General features: G+C 69.6%; 15 protein-coding genes. 7 read left to right on the top strand and 8 right to left on the bottom strand.

The window, feature by feature from the left end:
• Nucleotides 1-105 precede the first annotated feature (105 nt).
• Entirely contained in the window at nucleotides 106-1554 is a 1449-nt protein-coding gene (locus CQ044_RS14460; RefSeq protein ID WP_105689108.1) for an aldehyde dehydrogenase family protein, read from the bottom strand.
• A 330-nt stretch (nucleotides 1555-1884) separates the two neighbouring features.
• On the opposite strand from CQ044_RS14460, the gene CQ044_RS14455 reads away from it, so the two are divergent.
• Nucleotides 1885-2142, top strand: a complete 258-nt coding sequence (locus CQ044_RS14455; protein WP_045270758.1) for a hypothetical protein — start codon at nucleotides 1885-1887, stop codon at nucleotides 2140-2142.
• A 166-nt stretch (nucleotides 2143-2308) separates the two neighbouring features.
• Here the strand turns inward: CQ044_RS14455 and CQ044_RS14450 are convergent, their stop codons facing one another.
• Nucleotides 2309-4834 (bottom strand): ATP-dependent Clp protease ATP-binding subunit, encoded by a 2526-nt coding sequence (locus tag CQ044_RS14450; RefSeq protein WP_105689107.1) that lies wholly within the window; start codon nucleotides 4832-4834, stop codon nucleotides 2309-2311.
• Nucleotides 4835-5180: 346 nt separating this feature from the next.
• On the opposite strand from CQ044_RS14450, the gene CQ044_RS14445 reads away from it, so the two are divergent.
• The 3 genes from CQ044_RS14445 to CQ044_RS14435 are packed head-to-tail and all read left to right on the top strand — an operon-like array spanning nucleotide 5181 to nucleotide 6732.
• Entirely contained in the window at nucleotides 5181-5816 is a 636-nt protein-coding gene (locus tag CQ044_RS14445) for a hypothetical protein (RefSeq protein ID WP_105689106.1), read from the top strand.
• Nucleotides 5813-6496 carry a hypothetical protein gene (locus tag CQ044_RS14440; protein ID WP_146116795.1) on the top strand — a complete coding sequence of 228 codons (684 nt, stop codon included), beginning with the start codon at nucleotides 5813-5815 and terminating at the stop codon, nucleotides 6494-6496. The genes CQ044_RS14445 and CQ044_RS14440 overlap by 4 nt, the downstream gene beginning before the upstream one ends.
• A complete protein-coding gene (locus CQ044_RS14435; RefSeq protein ID WP_105689105.1) occupies nucleotides 6493-6732 on the top strand; it encodes a helix-turn-helix transcriptional regulator in 240 nt (79 codons plus the stop codon). The genes CQ044_RS14440 and CQ044_RS14435 overlap by 4 nt, the downstream gene beginning before the upstream one ends.
• Nucleotides 6733-6761: 29 nt before the next feature.
• On the opposite strand, the gene CQ044_RS14430 is transcribed toward CQ044_RS14435, so the two are convergent.
• From CQ044_RS14430 to CQ044_RS14420, 3 genes are all read right to left on the bottom strand, one after another.
• Entirely contained in the window at nucleotides 6762-7367 is a 606-nt protein-coding gene (locus CQ044_RS14430; protein ID WP_258133324.1) for a hypothetical protein, read from the bottom strand.
• A 5-nt stretch (nucleotides 7368-7372) separates the two neighbouring features.
• A complete protein-coding gene (locus CQ044_RS14425) occupies nucleotides 7373-7771 on the bottom strand; it encodes a YbjQ family protein (RefSeq protein ID WP_105689104.1) in 399 nt (132 codons plus the stop codon).
• Between the two features lie 106 nt (nucleotides 7772-7877).
• Nucleotides 7878-9314 (bottom strand): HNH endonuclease signature motif containing protein, encoded by a 1437-nt coding sequence (locus tag CQ044_RS14420; RefSeq protein WP_105689103.1) that lies wholly within the window; start codon nucleotides 9312-9314, stop codon nucleotides 7878-7880.
• 265 nt (nucleotides 9315-9579) lie between these two features.
• Here CQ044_RS14420 and CQ044_RS14415 point away from each other — a divergent pair, with 265 nt between their 5' ends.
• On the top strand, nucleotides 9580-10839 hold the full coding sequence (locus CQ044_RS14415; protein ID WP_258133323.1) for an LCP family protein: 1260 nt from the start codon (nucleotides 9580-9582) through the stop codon (nucleotides 10837-10839).
• Nucleotides 10840-10866: 27 nt separating this feature from the next.
• Here CQ044_RS14415 and CQ044_RS14410 read toward each other — a convergent pair whose 3' ends face one another.
• Nucleotides 10867-11457: a hypothetical protein gene (locus CQ044_RS14410; protein WP_105689102.1), complete on the bottom strand. Its 591-nt coding sequence runs from the start codon at nucleotides 11455-11457 to the stop codon at nucleotides 10867-10869.
• A gap of 312 nt (nucleotides 11458-11769) precedes the next feature.
• On the opposite strand from CQ044_RS14410, the gene CQ044_RS14405 reads away from it, so the two are divergent.
• Together CQ044_RS14405 and CQ044_RS14400 are read left to right on the top strand one after the other, a co-directional pair.
• The gene (locus CQ044_RS14405) at nucleotides 11770-12390 is read left to right on the top strand and encodes a VOC family protein (protein WP_105689101.1); all 621 of its coding nucleotides are present in this window, start codon (nucleotides 11770-11772) and stop codon (nucleotides 12388-12390) included.
• 354 nt (nucleotides 12391-12744) lie between these two features.
• Nucleotides 12745-14229, top strand: coding sequence for a dicarboxylate/amino acid:cation symporter (locus CQ044_RS14400; RefSeq protein WP_105689100.1), 1485 nt, complete (start codon nucleotides 12745-12747; stop codon nucleotides 14227-14229).
• A gap of 81 nt (nucleotides 14230-14310) precedes the next feature.
• Here the strand turns inward: CQ044_RS14400 and CQ044_RS14395 are convergent, their stop codons facing one another.
• Nucleotides 14311-14628: a type II toxin-antitoxin system PemK/MazF family toxin gene (locus tag CQ044_RS14395; RefSeq protein WP_105689099.1), complete on the bottom strand. Its 318-nt coding sequence runs from the start codon at nucleotides 14626-14628 to the stop codon at nucleotides 14311-14313.
• Complete coding sequence (locus CQ044_RS14390) at nucleotides 14628-14861, bottom strand: hypothetical protein (protein ID WP_105689098.1); 234 nt, start codon at nucleotides 14859-14861, stop codon at nucleotides 14628-14630. The genes CQ044_RS14395 and CQ044_RS14390 overlap by 1 nt, the downstream gene beginning before the upstream one ends.
• Nucleotides 14862-14888 lie beyond the last annotated feature (27 nt).

Here is a 14888-nt window from a genome sequence, read left to right as displayed (position 1 = left end):
GATTCCGACACGATGTCGCATCCCGTCGACGCGCGCGGAGACGACGAAGGAGGACGTACCGTCCCCCTCGGAGCAGCACGTCCTCTTCCGCCCGCGGGCCGGATCTCAGCCCGAGATCGTAGGGACGGTCACCCACTGCCAGTAGGTGAACTCGTCCAGATTCCAGTGGCCGCCGTGGCGGCCTCCGTTGCCGGATGCGCCGATGCCGCCCATCGGGATGTGCGCGGCGTCGTAGATCGTCTGCCCGTTGACGGCCACCATGCCGGCCCTGAGCCGTGCGGCGAAGCCGAGCGCTCGGGCCACGTCGCGCGTGTGGATCGCGGCCGTGAGGCCGTAGTCGCTGGCGTTCGCCAGTGCGAGCGCCTCCTCCTCGGTGCGGAACCGGGTGACCGGGGCGACGGGGCCGAAGATCTCCGAGCGGAATGCGGCATTGCCCTCGTCGACGCCGTCCAGCACGGTCGGCTCGTAGAACAGTCCGTCGTGCGCGCCGCCGTGCACGACGCGCGCACCGTCCGCGACCGCGGCCTGCACGATGTCGTGCACGCGCTCGGTCTGCGCGGCCGTGATGAGGGGCCCGAGCGTCGTGCCCGGGGCGAGCGGATCTCCCGGCACCAGCGCCGCGGCGGCGGCGCGCAGGCGCTCGACGTACTCGTCGGCGATGCTCTCGTGCACGAGATGGCGTCCCGTGGCCATGCAGATCTGTCCCTGATGCCGGAAGGATCCGGCGACGCCCGCGGCGACCGCCTGATCCAGATCCGCGTCGGCCATCACGACGAAGGCGTTGTTGCCGCCGAGCTCGAGCACCACGCGCTTGAGCAGGCCGCCCGCGACCTCGCCCACCCTGCGGCCCGCGGCCGAGGAGCCGGTGAAGGAGATCACGGTCGTGTGCGGCGAGCGCACCACGGCCTCGCCCGTCGCGGGGCCGCCGGGGAGCACGTGCAGGACGCCGTCCGGGAGCCCGGCTCGGCGGAACACCTCGGCGATCGCGGCGCCGCCGGAGAACGCCGTCTTGACGTCGGGCTTGAGCAGCACGGCGTTGCCGAGCGCGATCGCCGGAGCGACCGAGCGGATCGCGAGCATGAGCGGGGCGTTCCAGGGCGAGATCACGCCGACCACGCCGACGGGGATCCGCCGCGCCATCCCGATGGTCCCCGGATCCTCGACGGGCAGGAGGTCGCCCTGGGACATCGTCACGAGGCCCGCCGCGGCCACGAGCTCGTCGATCGCCTTGTCGACCTCGTGGCGCGCCTTGCCGGGCAGGGATCCGCTCTCCCGGATCAGGACATGCTCGACGTCCTCGCGGATCTCGCGCAGCGCGGCGGCCGCGCCCATGAGCACGTCGGATCTGGTGCGGTACGACGTGCGGCCCCATGCGCTCTGCGCCGCGACGGCGCTCGCGCCCGCGCGCGCGACGTCGGACTCGTCCGCGAGTCCTGCCTGCGCCACGACGCGGCCGTCGCCGGGCGACACGATCGGCTGGACGCCGCCGGCCCCCTCGCGCCATCCGTCCGAGAAGATCAGCCCGTCGATGTCCTCGATGTCCCACCGTGCCATCGCCGTCTCCGTCCTCCTCGTCGAGTGCTGCCAGGGCGATGCTATTCGACGTCCGCGTCCGCTCTCCCCGTCGCGGCGGCTCAAGGCGGGGCGCTCGCCTCAGACACCGTGTCGTGGGGCGCGGTACCGGTGCGCGAGCGCTGGGGTATGCACGAGAGCGCAGGATCTGCTACGCTCGGAGATTCCGCGCCTGGACTGCCGACGTCTCTTCGGCACCGCGCGAACCCCCTCGGCCGGAGCATATGCCCGCGAACCGCATCGACGCGCGTCCGCGCGCCCGGCGAGATCCTTCCGGCGGTCGACACCGCCCTCGAACATCTGAGCATCATCATGAACATCACCTGGAAACAGGCCGACCACGACGTGTACGTGGCGACCCGAGACGGCGAGTACGCCGGTTTCGTGGCCGTCGACGGCGCGTCCCACGTCCTGCACGATCGACACAGCCGCCGCCTCGGCAGCTACCCGTCCCTCTCCGCCGCCCGCAGCGCGCTGGAGTCCTTCGGTGCGCCCGCCTCCGCGTCAGCGCACCGCCCGCGTCGCTCCGCCCGCAGTCGGCGCCGCCCTTCCACCGCGCGGAGCCGCTGAGCAGCACCCCTCTCCCGAGGACTCCTCGCTCAGGAACCGATCCCAAGAACGGTCCCTGAGCGAGCGCAGCGAGACGAAGGGCGCTCGACGACCCCGTCGAACGCACGAAAAGGGGGACGAGCACCGAAGTGCTCGTCCCCCTTCGTCGTACGGGAACCGGATCCGATCAGGCCGCGCCGGCCGCGATGTCCGGTGTGGTCGGGATCGTGCCGGGCGTGTTCACGCCGACAGAGACCTTCTCGCCGCGCGGACCCGTCGTGAAGACGAACTTCCCGTCCTGCGCATCCACGTGCACGTGGTCGCCGGGGGTGAGCTCGCCGTGCAGGATCCTCTCGGACAGCTGGTCCTCGACCTCGCGCTGCATCGCACGACGCAGCGGGCGGGCGCCGAGCGTCGGGTCGAACCCGATCTCGATGAGCTGGTCCTTGGCGGCGTCCGTCAGCTCCACCGTCATGTCGCGGTCGAGCAGGCGGTCGCTCAGGCGCTTCACGAACAGGCCGACGATCTGACGCAGCTCGTCCTTGTTGAGCTGCGGGAACACGATGACGTCGTCGAGGCGGTTCAGGAACTCGGGCTTGAAGTTGCGCTTGAGCTCCTCGTCGACCTTCCCCTTCATCCGCTCGTAGGTCGTCTGCGAGTTGCCCTCGATCTGGAAGCCGACCGGGCCACCGGCGATCGCCGACGAACCGAGGTTCGTCGTCATGATGATCACCGTGTTCTTGAAGTCGATGACGCGACCCTGGCCGTCGGTGAGGCGACCCTCCTCGAGGATCTGCAGCAGCGAGTTGAAGATGTCGGGGTGGGCCTTCTCGATCTCGTCGAACAGCACCACGGAGAACGGCTTGCGGCGCACCTTCTCGGTGAGCTGGCCGCCCTCTTCGAAGCCGACGAACCCAGGAGGGGCGCCGAACAGTCGAGAGACGGTGTGCTTCTCGCCGAACTCGCTCATGTCGAGCGAGATCAGGGCGCCTTCGTCGTCGAACAGGAACTCGGCGAGCGCCTTGGCGAGCTCGGTCTTTCCGACGCCCGTGGGGCCGGCGAAGATGAACGAGCCCGAGGGACGCTTCGGGTCCTTCAGACCCGCACGCTGACGGCGGATCGTCTTGGACAGGGCCGCGATCGCCTCCTCCTGGCCGATGACGCGCTGGTGCAGGGCCTTCTCCATGAAGACGAGGCGGCTGGACTCCTCCTCGGTGAGCTTGAACACCGGGATGCCTGTGGCCTGGGCCAGCACCTCGGCGATCAGGCCCTCGTCGACGACCGCGTTGGTCGCGACGTCGCCGGAGCGCCACTGCTTCTCCAGGCGCAGCCGCTCCGCGAGCAGCTCCTTCTCCTGGTCGCGCAGGGACGCCGCCTTCTCGAAGTCCTGCTCCTCGGAGGCCAGCTCCTTCTCCTCGCGGACCTTGGCGATCTTGTCGTCGAACTCGCGCAGCTCCGGCGGGGAGGACAGGATCGACAGGCGCAGGCGGGCGCCGGCCTCGTCGATCAGGTCGATCGCCTTGTCGGGCAGGAACCGGTCGGCCACGTAGCGGTCGGCGAGGTTCGCCGCGGCGACGAGCGCGCCATCGGTGATCTGCACCTTGTGGTGCGCCTCGTAGCGGTCGCGCAGGCCCTTGAGGATGTTGATCGTGTGCGGCAGGTTCGGCTCGTTGACCTGGATCGGCTGGAACCGGCGCTCGAGCGCGGCATCCTTCTCGAAGTGCTTGCGGTACTCGTCGAGCGTCGTGGCGCCGATGGTCTGCAGCTCGCCACGGGCGAGCAGCGGCTTCAGGATGCTCGCCGCATCGATCGCGCCCTCGGCGGCGCCCGCACCCACGAGGGTGTGGATCTCGTCGATGAAGACGATGATGTCGCCGCGCGTGCGGATCTCCTTGGTGACCTTCTTCAGGCGCTCCTCGAAGTCGCCGCGGTAGCGGGATCCGGCGATGAGGGATCCGAGGTCGAGCGAGTAGAGCTGCTTGTCCTTGAGTGTCTCGGGGACGTCGCCCTTCACGATCGCCTGGGCCAGGCCCTCGACGACGGCGGTCTTGCCGACGCCGGGCTCGCCGATCAGCACGGGGTTGTTCTTGGAGCGGCGGGAGAGGATCTGCATGACCCGCTCGATCTCCTTCTCGCGCCCGATGACCGGGTCGAGCTTGTTGTCGCGCGCGGCCTGCGTCAGGTTGCGCCCGAACTGGTCGAGCACCTGGGATCCGCCCTGGGCCTGCTGCTGGGTGTCGTGCGCGGCGCCGGAGACGGCGGCGGGCTCACGCCCCGGGGATCCGGAGAGCATCTGGATGACCTGCTGGCGGACCTTGTTCAGGTCGGCGCCGAGCTTGACGAGCACCTGGGCGGCGACGCCCTCGCCCTCGCGGATGAGGCCGAGGAGGATGTGCTCGGTGCCGATGTAGTTGTGGCCGAGCTGCAGCGCTTCGCGCAGGCTCAGCTCGAGCACCTTCTTCGCGCGCGGCGTGAAGGGGATGTGGCCGGTCGGCTGCTGCTGACCCTGGCCGATGATGTCCTGCACCTGTTCGCGCACGGACTCGAGGGAGATGCCGAGCGACTCCAGCGCCTTCGCCGCAGCTCCCTCGCCCTCGTGGATGAGGCCGAGGAGGATGTGCTCGGTGCCGATGTAGTTGTGGTTGAGCATCTTCGCCTCTTCTTGGGCGAGGACGACGACACGACGGGCTCGGTCGGTGAATCTCTCGAACATGTCACTCCTTGTTCGTTGCCCGGTGGGGGCGGTGGCACAGTTCGTGCCGGATACATCGAGAGTAACGACCGGGCGAGGGGTGCAAGCCGTTGTTCGCCGTCGGCTGACCCGTGCGACGAAGCATGACGCGGCAGCCCCGCGCCCCATCGGGGCGCAGGGCCCGCCTGAGAACCGAGGACGTTCGCGACTCTGAAGGCGATCCGGGCCGGATCCGTCCTGCCGAGTTGCCATCCTCCTGCGGAGTCGCCCGCCCTCGCAGCTGATGGGAGATCCCACTCTTGACCCGCTTATCGATTGTCGTTATGTTAACGACCATCGATAACATCCCATCGACAGAGGGGGAACCATGACCGCGGCCACACGATCCGGAAGACAAGGACCGACGACCCGTTCCGAACGCGCGGACGCGACCGCCGTGCTGATCGTCGGCACGCTTGTTCTCGCCGCCGCCGTCGCGGTCGTGGTGCTGCGCGCCGCGCAGACCTTCCGCCCGGACGGCATCGCCTGGGTCCTGCCCATCGACCAGCAGCCGATCGACGCGACGGTGGGATCGGGCAGTTCCGCTGTGCACGGCTATGCCACGCAGGCTCTGGTGATCGTCCCGGGACTGAGTCCCGTGGGCACCGGCGCGATCGTGCTCTCGCACGTGATGTGGGCGGCGGCCGCCGTGCTCGTCATCGGCTCCTCCCTCTTCATCGCCTGGTCCTTCCTGCGCGGGCGATTCTTCGCACCGGGAACGGTGCGCGCCCTCGCGATGATCAGCTGGGCGCTCGCGATCGGCGCCGGCGCCGTGCATCTTCTCGACGGGTTCGGACGCAACAGCATCGTGGCGGCGCTGGACCCGGATCGCGGTCCCGTCTACGACACGCCCGACACCTGGTCCTGGCTGCCGGTCTTCGCCGTCGGCGTGGCGCTCGGCCTGATCACCACGGCGTTCCGCCGCGGTGTGCGCCTGCAGAAGGAGACGGAGGGCCTGGTATGAGCACGTCGGGAAAGGGAACGTCAGAAGGCGCGTCGGGACAGGGTGCGCCGGGAAAACGCCACGGACGGGCGGGGTCCCGCCTCGGCGAGGGGTTCGTCCTCGGACTGATCGCGACCGGCGCCGTGAGCGTCGCGATCGCCGCCATCGTCGCGATCGTGCTGCGCGGCATCGACCTGTTCGGCGATGCGGTCGCCGTTCCGCTCCCCCTCCACGACGGGGGCATGGTCGGGGTGCTGAAGGACGCGCCCGCAGTGCTGTCCTCGAGCTACTCGGCCGCGATCGTGACGATCGACGGTCTCCCGGCGGGGGCGCGCTGGCTGTTCCTGCTCGAGGGGGCGCTGCCGGCGCTCGCGACCGTCGGCGTCTGCGCCGTCGCGTGGTGGCTCGGGGTCTCGTTGATCCGGTCGCGTCCGTTCCGTCGCTCGATGTCGGTCGCGATCGGCGTCGCCGCCTGCCTCGTCCTCGCGGGAGGCGTGCTCGGCCAGTTGGCCGGCGCCTTCGGGCGCGCGATCGCCGTCGGTCACCTCGCCGAGGCGGATCCGCGCGTGCACGATGTGCTCTGGGCCTTCCTCGCGCAGTTCGACCTCGCCCCGGTCGGGTGGGGCTTCGCGCTCGCGCTCGTCGCGACTGCGTTCCAGCTCGGCACCCGCCTGCAGAAGGACGCGGAGGGGCTGGTGTGACTCCGGCGGCGCAGGACGAGGAGGACTCCGGGATCCATTGTCGTCTCGATGAGCTGCTCGCCGCCCGCGGGATGACGTTGACGCAGCTGAGCGAGCGGGTGGGCGTGAGCATCGTGAACCTGTCGGTGCTCAAGAACGACCGGGCGCGCGCGATCCGCTATTCGACTCTGCGTGCGATCTGCGACGCACTGCAGTGCGAGGTCGGAGAGCTGCTCGTCCTCGCGCCACGGGGCTGAGCCGGGTTCGGAACGGCCGGGGGATCCCGCTACGGCAGCCGGTCGAGGGCGAGCAGCGGGAACCAGTGCCGTTCCTTCAGCGACGAGGTCTCCTCCCCCGCGTCCAGCCACTGACCGTCGATGCGCGGCATGTTCTCCATCTGCCACACCCCGAAGTGCGCGACCGGGGCCGGCCATCCGTAGTCTCCGGAAGGGGCGGGCACGATGTTCCGCACGACCCCCACCCAGCGCGGAGGTTCGGTCGAGCCAGTGACCTCGATGCCGAGCGCGAGGATCGCCTTCAGGCCCGCAGGATCCGCCTCGCCCACTCGCCGCGTCGGGAGGTCGAGCGCACCGGTGCGCTCACGCGGGACGCAGAAGACGCGATCGCCGTCACGGATCAGCAACCGCACCAGCCCCATGGGCGCCGGCGGCGCAGCGCCGACGATCCACTGGACGCGACTTCCCGCAGGCAGCCACGACGGGGCGACCTGTTCGCCCACGATGCGCTCGGCTGTCGTCGCCGGTGTCGCGGCGCTGAGGCCGACATCGATGGACGATGCCGCCGCGGGAGTCGCGCCGCCCTCTGAGAATGCGCCGCTGCCGACGGACGCGCCGCTCGCGGGGAACGCGCCGGCTCCGTGCCCCTGCGCCACCGGGATCAGGCCACGGGCGGCGCAGGCGGTGCAGCAGGCTGTGCCGGGGCAGCCGCAGCGGGCTGTGCCGGGGCGGGCATAGCGCCGTCCACGGGCTGGATCACGACGGCGGTGCCGTAGGCGCACATCTCGCTGAAGCTGCCGAGGGAGCCGGAGTCGAAGCGCATCGCGATCACGGCGTTGGCTCCGCGCTGCACCGCCTCGGACCACATCCGGTTCATGACCTCGTACCGGCTCTCGTACATGAGCTGCGTGAACTCGGGGATCTCGCCTCCACCGAGGGCTCGAAAGCCGGCGGTGAAGCCCTGCCCGAAGTTCGTGGAGCGCACCGTGAGCCCCATGACCTCGCCGAGCACCTGGGTCACGCGATAGCCGGGAACGTCGTTCGTCGTCACCATGAACATGCGCTCATCGTCGCACGACGAACGAGTCTGCGCACCTGTCTCGGCATCTTGATCTGAGGCCGTCAGTGTGGCCACCCTGCACAGTGCCTCCCCTCTCCCCGGGAGCTCAGGCGGCGGGGTGGAATCGTTTGGGTGGTGGGTCGATGTCGCCCCACGCGTATCGGAGCGGAAGCCGCGGGTGCAGGACGGATCGTTCCCTGTCGGGGTGGTGCAGGACGAAGTCGTCCTTTCCGTCGCGGGTGATCTGCCATCGGCCGTGGTGGAGTTGCATGTGGTGGAACCGGCAGAGCAGGGTGCCGCGGTCGATGTCGGTGCGGCCGTCGTCGCGGGCCCATTCGTCGATGTGGTGTGCTTCGCAGTAGGACGCGGGGCGGTCACAGCCGTTCCATCGACATCCGCCGTCCCTGACAGCGAGTCCGATGCGTTGTTTCGGGGTGAACAGGCGTGATTCCCGGCCCACGTCGAGCGGGTTCCCGCACGCGTCCACGGTGACGGGGATGGTTCCGGTGTCGCAGATCCGTCGCTCCGCGACCGCGGCAGGCACCGTGTGCAGGCCGTCCTCGGTGACCGCGACCCGGTTAGGAGCGCCGTCGGCGATCTGCTGGACGAGCCGGAGTCCGGCTTGGCGGGTGCCGAACACCGCGGTCGGGTCGGCGAGCGCCCCGGTGCGGATGAGGTCGAGGAGCAGGTCGTAGGACAGTTGGTCGTTGGTGCGTGGGTCCGCGACCAACTCTGCGGCGGATGTCTTCTCGGTGGGGTCGACGAATCGGGGTCCGCCCCGGCGCGGCCGTAGCGCGGCGGTGAAGATGGTGTCGAGGTAGGCGCCGCCTTCGTCATCGAACGCGATCGATGCGCGTCGCATCCCGTCCTGATCGAACCAGGTCCGAAACGCACGCTTCTCATACCGCGCCAGGAACCGAGCCTCTGCGCCGTCCGGGTCGAGCAAGTCCCGCACCGTCCGGGCCGCCGCGGCCAGTTCCTCCACCGTCCGCCGCCCCGCCTCCTCGATCAACTGCCCAGCGGCCTGCACCCACGCCTCCTCGGCGCCCTCAGGCGGGTCGCCGAGCCCGCGACGGATCGCATCGAACTGCGCCGACGTGACAGCTCCGGACCGCAGCCCGTCCCGCAGCACCTGTCGCCAGGCCACGGAGGCCGCTTGTTCTGCGGGCAGCCCACCAGCCTCGACATCATCCACCGGGGCGTCATCGAGCAGCGCCTCCCCCACCCGCACCTGCCGGGCGGCCTCGGTCTTCGTGACGCCGGTGACCTGTTGCACGAGCGAGACCGCCGAGGGATATCCGCGCGACTGCGCCAGCCCGCCGTGACCGGCCTCGCGTGTCGAGCGGCCCGCGATCACCCCCGTCACGATCAATCGCAGCTGATCCAGCAGCCGGACGTTCTCGGAGATCTCCTCGAGCGCGGCCACCGCCGCGTCATCCGCGAGCCTCTCGACGACCGCCTGCACGTCCGACGCGCCCGCACCCGCACTGATCCGCCCGGCCAGGGTCGGGATCAGCGCCGCGATCGCATCCAACGTCTTCATACCCCCATCCTCCTCGGGGCCACCGACATTCGAACCCCAGATCAACCCAGATTTCCAAACAGGGGATAACTCTGTTTGACGCCAGGCTGTGGAGGATGATCGACCCACCGGAAACACCCTGATTCGTGCCCTTTCCCACGTCATTCCCGGAGTCCGCACAGGTGTCCGACGGAGGATCGACGGGGCCCTCGGCGCGTCCGAACAGCTCCCGAACGGACCCCACCGCCCCGTCCACAGCCAATCCCCCCAGGAACGGATCCGCACGATGACGATGAGCCCCCAGCACGCCGCCCGGCGCCGCATGTACCGTCGGCGCCGGTGGACCGTGGGCATCATCGCCGTGGTCGTGCTCGCACTGATCGCGGCCGCCGCGTTCGTCGTGATCACGTATGCCGACGCGAACAACGGGATCCATCGCTCCTCGATCGCGGGGCTGACCGGACCGGAGCAGAACACGGGCGAGTCGAACATCCTGATCATGGGGCTGGACAGCCGCGTGGACGAGAACGGCAAGCCGTTCCCGCAGGCGATCTACGACCAGATCCATGCGGAGGACGCGTCCGTCGGCGGGTACAACACCAACGTGCTCATGCTGATCCACATCCCCGCGAACGGCGGCAAGGCTGTGGGGATCTCGATCCCGCGCGACGACTACGTGGACTTCCCCGACTCCCCTGACGGCGTGGACAAGGGCAAGATCAAGGAGGCCTACGGCGATGCCATGGACGCCTCGATGACGAAGCTCACCAACAAGGGCGTCGCTGAGGCCGACGCCTATCAGCAGTCCAGGACGGCAGCACGGCAGAGCACGATCAAGACCGTGTCGGCGTTCCTCGGCGGCGTGCGGATCGACCACTTCGTCGAGGTGACGATGGCCGCGTTCTACGAGGTGGCGCAGGCTGTGCAGCCGATCACGGTGTGCCTGAACCACGCGACCGCCGACACGTTCTCGGGCGCGGACTTCCCCGCGGGCGTGCAGGAGCTGAACGCCGCGCAGTCGATGGCGTTCGTGCGTCAGCGCCGCGACACTACCTCGAGCGACTTCGACATGACGGATCTCGACCGCACCCGGCGCCAGCAGGCGTTCATGGTGTCGCTGGCCGTCAAGCTCAAGCAGGCGTCGACGTTCACGGACTTCGGCAAGCTGCAGAAGCTCATCGACGTGGCGAAGAAGGACGTGGCGATGGACGACAAGCTGGATCTGCTGTCGTTCGCCCAGCAGGCGCAGAGCCTGGCCGGCGGGAACATCTCGTTCGTGACCCTGCCGATCGACCACTTCGACACGGTCGACGGGCAGAGCGTGAACATGGTCGACGTCGACGCGATCCGGGCGCAGGTGCACGACCTGCTGAACCAGCCGACGCCGACCGCTGCACCCTCTACGTCCCCGAAGTCGTCGTCCTCCGGATCCGGGTCCTCGGGATCCTCGGGGTCCTCCGGATCCGGCTCGACTCCCGCGCCGCACCCCGTGTACACGGACTCGTCGTCGCCCCTGCAGTCGGGCAACGTGCCCTGCGTGAACTGACGACCCTGCGGGTACTGACCGCGGCGCCTACTGGACGTAGGGCACGGTCAGCACCGCGTCCGCGAAGCCCGGAGCCGAGAAGCGGATCGTGATCACGCCGTCCCAGAACGCGGAGCCGTTGTCCGGCGTCTCCGCGCCGTACATGAAGCCGTTCGCAGTGGATCCGTCGTAGCTGGAGACGACCGGCGCCTGTGACGCGCCGGCAGGGACGATCGTCTCGAACACGAACGTCTGGTGGAGCTGGTCGTCGGGCGCACCCGTCACCGTGGTCCAGCCCACGATGCCGGCGTCTCCGCCCGGGATGTTGCCCTTGTAGAGGTAGAGGCCCTGGGCGGCGTCGTTGGATCCCGTGCCCTGCCACGTGACGGTCGCCGACACGGTCGTCGCCGTGGGCGCCGTCTGCGGCAGCTGCAGCAGGCCGCTCAGACGGAACTCCGAGCTCCACTGCGGTCCCGTGAACGTGAGCGCGACGCCGGTGGCATCGATCGCGGCGACGCTCGCCGCGCTGAACGGGATCGCGACCGCCGCGACCACGACGGGAGCGCTCCACGCCGCGGTACGGAGCACCGTGCGGCGGGAGAGGGTGCTGCGGGAAGAGGGGGCGGGGGCGTCGGTCATCGGAGTCCTTCACTTCGACGGCGGGCTGCAGCCGTCGGGGTTCCGGCGCACGCAGCATCCTATGGCGTCGACACGCCCGGCCGCACTACGGTGATCCTCGTGAGCCGCGCAGCCAAGGTCGCCACCGGTGTCGCGGCCGCCGTCGTGGTCGCAGGCCTGGTCGTGCTCGCCTACCCTGCCTTCGCCGCCCTCGCCGGTCGTTGAGCGAGCGAAGCGAGACGAAACGCGCCATCGGATCACGAGGACGCTGCGTTCGCGCATCGAGCAGGAATCAAGAAGCGCTCCCACGGGCCCGGATCCGAGACTCGAAGCATGAACATTCACCGCATCACCATCGAGACCGCCCCCGACGCCGTGCCGGCGGCCGAGGCCTTCTATCGGGACGCCCTGGGCCTCGCGGACCGCGTCGGCGTGCGCGCCAGCTCCGCGCCGAGCACCGGATTCCGCGGCTTCGCGCCCTCGCTGATCTTCGTCCAGCCGGGCGACGTCGACGCGGCCGTCGAGCGGGCCCTGGCCGCCGGAGCGAAGGTCATCAAGCCGGTCGCGAAGAGCCTCTGGGGCTACGGCGGCTCGTTCCTCGCCCCCGACGGCACGGCATGGCAGATCGCGAGCGCGAACAAGACCGCGACCGCGCCCGCCACCGGCGAGGTCGAGCGCCTCGTGCTGCTGCTCGGCGTCGACAGCGTCAAGGCCAGCAAGCGCTTCTACCAGGAGCAGGGCCTGGCCGTCGCGAAGAGCTTCCCCTCCTACGTCGAGTTCGACTCCGGCGACGTGAAGCTCGCCCTCTACAAGCGCGCCTCGCTCGCCAAGCAGGTCGGCATCGATCCGAGCGGCACCGGGGCGCACCGCCTCGCGGTCGTCGCGGACGGGACTTTCACCGACCCCGACGGCTACAGCTGGCTCGGTGCGGAGAGCAGCGTCAGCGCGGGGTGAGCGCGGGCCGGCTGCTCGGATCCGGGCCCTTCGACGAGCCCAGGGACCGGATCCGGGTGAGCCCGCGAGGGCGCCGCGTTCCGTCTCGCTGTGCCCGCTCAACGACCCCGGAGGTGGTGCGGGACGCCCTTCGTCTCGCTGCGCTCGCTCAGGGACCGGATCCAGGCGGGCCCGCGAGGGCACCGCGTTTCGTCTCGCTTCGCTCGCTCAACGACCCCGGGGCGGGGCGGCCGTGTCATCGTTCGTCACACCCGGGTCCGGAATATCAGCGGACGCATAGCGTTGCAGACATCCGGCGCCGTCCACGCGCCGCCCCGTCTCCCGCGCATCCCCGCGCTCCGACTTGGAGTCTCCATGAGCACCTCTACTCCGACCGCACGACGCCCGAAGGCGCCGGACACGCGCGGTCCCGTCCGCAAGCTGCTGACCTCGTTCGGCTTCCAGATCCTCGCCGCGCTCGTGCTCGGCATCGCGGCCGGCCTCATCGGCCGCCAGCTGGGAGCGACGCACGACACCCACACGGTGCTGTCCGACACGCTCGACAAGATCGGCGGCTCCTACGTCACGCTGCTGCGCGCGGCCGTGGTCCCTCTCATCTTCACCGCGATCGTCGCGAGCATCTCCAACCTGCGCCGGGTGCAGAACGCGGCCCGCCTCGCCGGCCAGACCATCCTCTGGTTCGCGATCACCGCGTTCATCGCGGTCTCGATCGGGATCGTGCTCGGCATCACGATCCAGCCCGGCGCGCACGCCGGCACCGACCTGGTGAAGGGCGCCGTCGCGACCCAGGGCACCTGGTGGAACTTCCTCCTCGGCCTGATCCCGCAGAACTTCCTCGGCCTCGCCGTCAACACGACCCCCGGCACCACGGACGGCACGTTCGTCTCCGGCGTGAACTTCAACATCCTGCAGGTCATCGTGGTCGCCGTGGCCGTCGGCATCGCCGCGCTCAAGGCGGGCCGCAAGGCCGAGCCGTTCCTGGCCTTCACGGAGTCGCTGCTCAAGGTCATCCAGCGCGTGCTGTGGTGGATCATCCGCATCGCCCCGATCGGCACCTTCGGCCTCATCGGATCCGCCGTCATCAACTACGGCTGGGACAAGCTGACCTCGCTCGCCTGGTTCGCCGGCGCGATCTACCTCGGCCTCGCGCTCGTGCTGTTCGTGGTCTACCCGATCCTCGTGAAGACGCACGGCCTCTCGGTCAAGCAGTACTTCACGGGCGTGTGGCCCGCCGTGCAGCTGGGTTTCGTGAGCCGCAGCTCGATCGGCACGCTGCCGCTCACCGAGCGCGTGACCGAACGCAACCTCGGCGTGCCCCGCGGCTACGCGTCCTTCGCCGTGCCGCTCGGCGCCACCACGAAGATGGACGGCTGCGCCGCGATCTACCCGGCCCTCGCCGCGATCTTCGTCGCCCAGTTCTTCCACATCGACCTGAACATCATGCAGTACATCCTGATCGTGATCGTCTCGGTGGTCGGATCCGCCGCGACCGCCGGCACCACGGGCGCGATCGTGATGCTGACGCTCACCCTGTCGACTCTGGGTCTGCCGCTCGAGGGCGTCGGCCTGCTGCTCGCGATCGACCCGATCCTCGACATGGGCCGCACCGCGGTGAACGTCGCAGGCCAGGCACTGGTCCCGACGATCGTCGCCAAGCGCGAGGGCATCCTCGACCTCGACCTCTACAACGCCCCGCGCAACGGCCTGCCGTTCGCCGAGGACATCGACGACGAGGACGCCGCTTCGGCTTCGGCTTCGACCGCCGACGCCGGCTCGCCGGAGGACGCCGCTGCGGCGGCGGGATCCGCTGACGCTGAGGAGACCGCTTCGGTGCGCTGATCTGCCACCTGCATGAGAAGGCCCTCGGATCCCCTTTCGGATCCGAGGGCCTTTTCGCGTGCGTCCTTCGTCATGCGTGATTCACGACTCCATCAGCGGCAATTCGAGATCGAAGGCGAGCACGATCGCATGAGCCAGCCGGCGCTCCTGCTCTTCGGACAGGAACCCGATCGTGCGCCCGAGGCTCGCAACGGGGATCGTCAGGACGTTGTCGATCGATGCCGCACAGGCATGGTCGAGCCCGTTCTGCGCCCCGAGGAGCACCTCGCTGCTGAGCCCCTTCACGGTCGTGGTGATGGGTGCGACCGTGACCTTGGTCATCGCCGCCCGCGCCACCTCGCGCGTCAGCACCAGCACGGGACGGGTCTTGTCGAGCCGTGCGAGGCAGATCTCGCGCATCAGTCGTCGAGCTCCACGCGTCCGGTCGTCCAGTCGACGAGTCCATCGAGGTCGTCCGCCGCCCCCTCGCGCTGCAGGATCTCGACGTCGCGATCGGCGAGGAGCCGACGCATCTCGCGTTCGAGAGCGGATGCCACGATCGCCGCGCGGCTGCTCGCTCGCCCGGCGGAGACCTCGCGATCGAGGAACTCCACGACAGGATCCGGCAGGCGCACGGCGATCTGGGTGCTCATGCCATCACCTTACCCCTGTGAATCCCA

The organism is Microbacterium sp. MYb64, assembly GCF_002979495.1.
In the GTDB taxonomy this organism is placed as follows: domain Bacteria; phylum Actinomycetota; class Actinomycetes; order Actinomycetales; family Microbacteriaceae; genus Microbacterium; species Microbacterium azadirachtae_A.
The sequence above is the reverse complement of the archived record's forward strand: the minus strand, read 5'-3'. Positions and strand labels throughout refer to the sequence as shown.

Excerpts from the sequence above, each read along its gene's own strand:
- CQ044_RS14450 (WP_105689107.1), bottom strand. The coding sequence starts at position 4,834 with ATGTTCGAGAGATTCACCGACCGAGCCCGTCGTGTCGTCGTCCTCGCC.
- CQ044_RS14390 (WP_105689098.1), bottom strand. The coding sequence starts at position 14,861 with ATGAGCACCCAGATCGCCGTGCGCCTGCCGGATCCTGTCGTGGAGTTC.
- CQ044_RS14395 (WP_105689099.1), bottom strand. The coding sequence starts at position 14,628 with ATGCGCGAGATCTGCCTCGCACGGCTCGACAAGACCCGTCCCGTGCTG.
- CQ044_RS14410 (WP_105689102.1), bottom strand. The coding sequence starts at position 11,457 with ATGACCGACGCCCCCGCCCCCTCTTCCCGCAGCACCCTCTCCCGCCGC.
- CQ044_RS14440 (WP_146116795.1), top strand. The coding sequence starts at position 5,813 with ATGAGCACGTCGGGAAAGGGAACGTCAGAAGGCGCGTCGGGACAGGGT.
- CQ044_RS14400 (WP_105689100.1), top strand. The coding sequence starts at position 12,745 with ATGAGCACCTCTACTCCGACCGCACGACGCCCGAAGGCGCCGGACACG.
- CQ044_RS14415 (WP_258133323.1), top strand. The coding sequence starts at position 9,580 with ATGACGATGAGCCCCCAGCACGCCGCCCGGCGCCGCATGTACCGTCGG.
- CQ044_RS14445 (WP_105689106.1), top strand. The coding sequence starts at position 5,181 with ATGACCGCGGCCACACGATCCGGAAGACAAGGACCGACGACCCGTTCC.
- CQ044_RS14405 (WP_105689101.1), top strand. The coding sequence starts at position 11,770 with ATGAACATTCACCGCATCACCATCGAGACCGCCCCCGACGCCGTGCCG.
- CQ044_RS14460 (WP_105689108.1), bottom strand. The coding sequence starts at position 1,554 with ATGGCACGGTGGGACATCGAGGACATCGACGGGCTGATCTTCTCGGAC.
- CQ044_RS14425 (WP_105689104.1), bottom strand. The coding sequence starts at position 7,771 with ATGTTCATGGTGACGACGAACGACGTTCCCGGCTATCGCGTGACCCAG.
- CQ044_RS14455 (WP_045270758.1), top strand. The coding sequence starts at position 1,885 with ATGAACATCACCTGGAAACAGGCCGACCACGACGTGTACGTGGCGACC.
- CQ044_RS14420 (WP_105689103.1), bottom strand. The coding sequence starts at position 9,314 with ATGAAGACGTTGGATGCGATCGCGGCGCTGATCCCGACCCTGGCCGGG.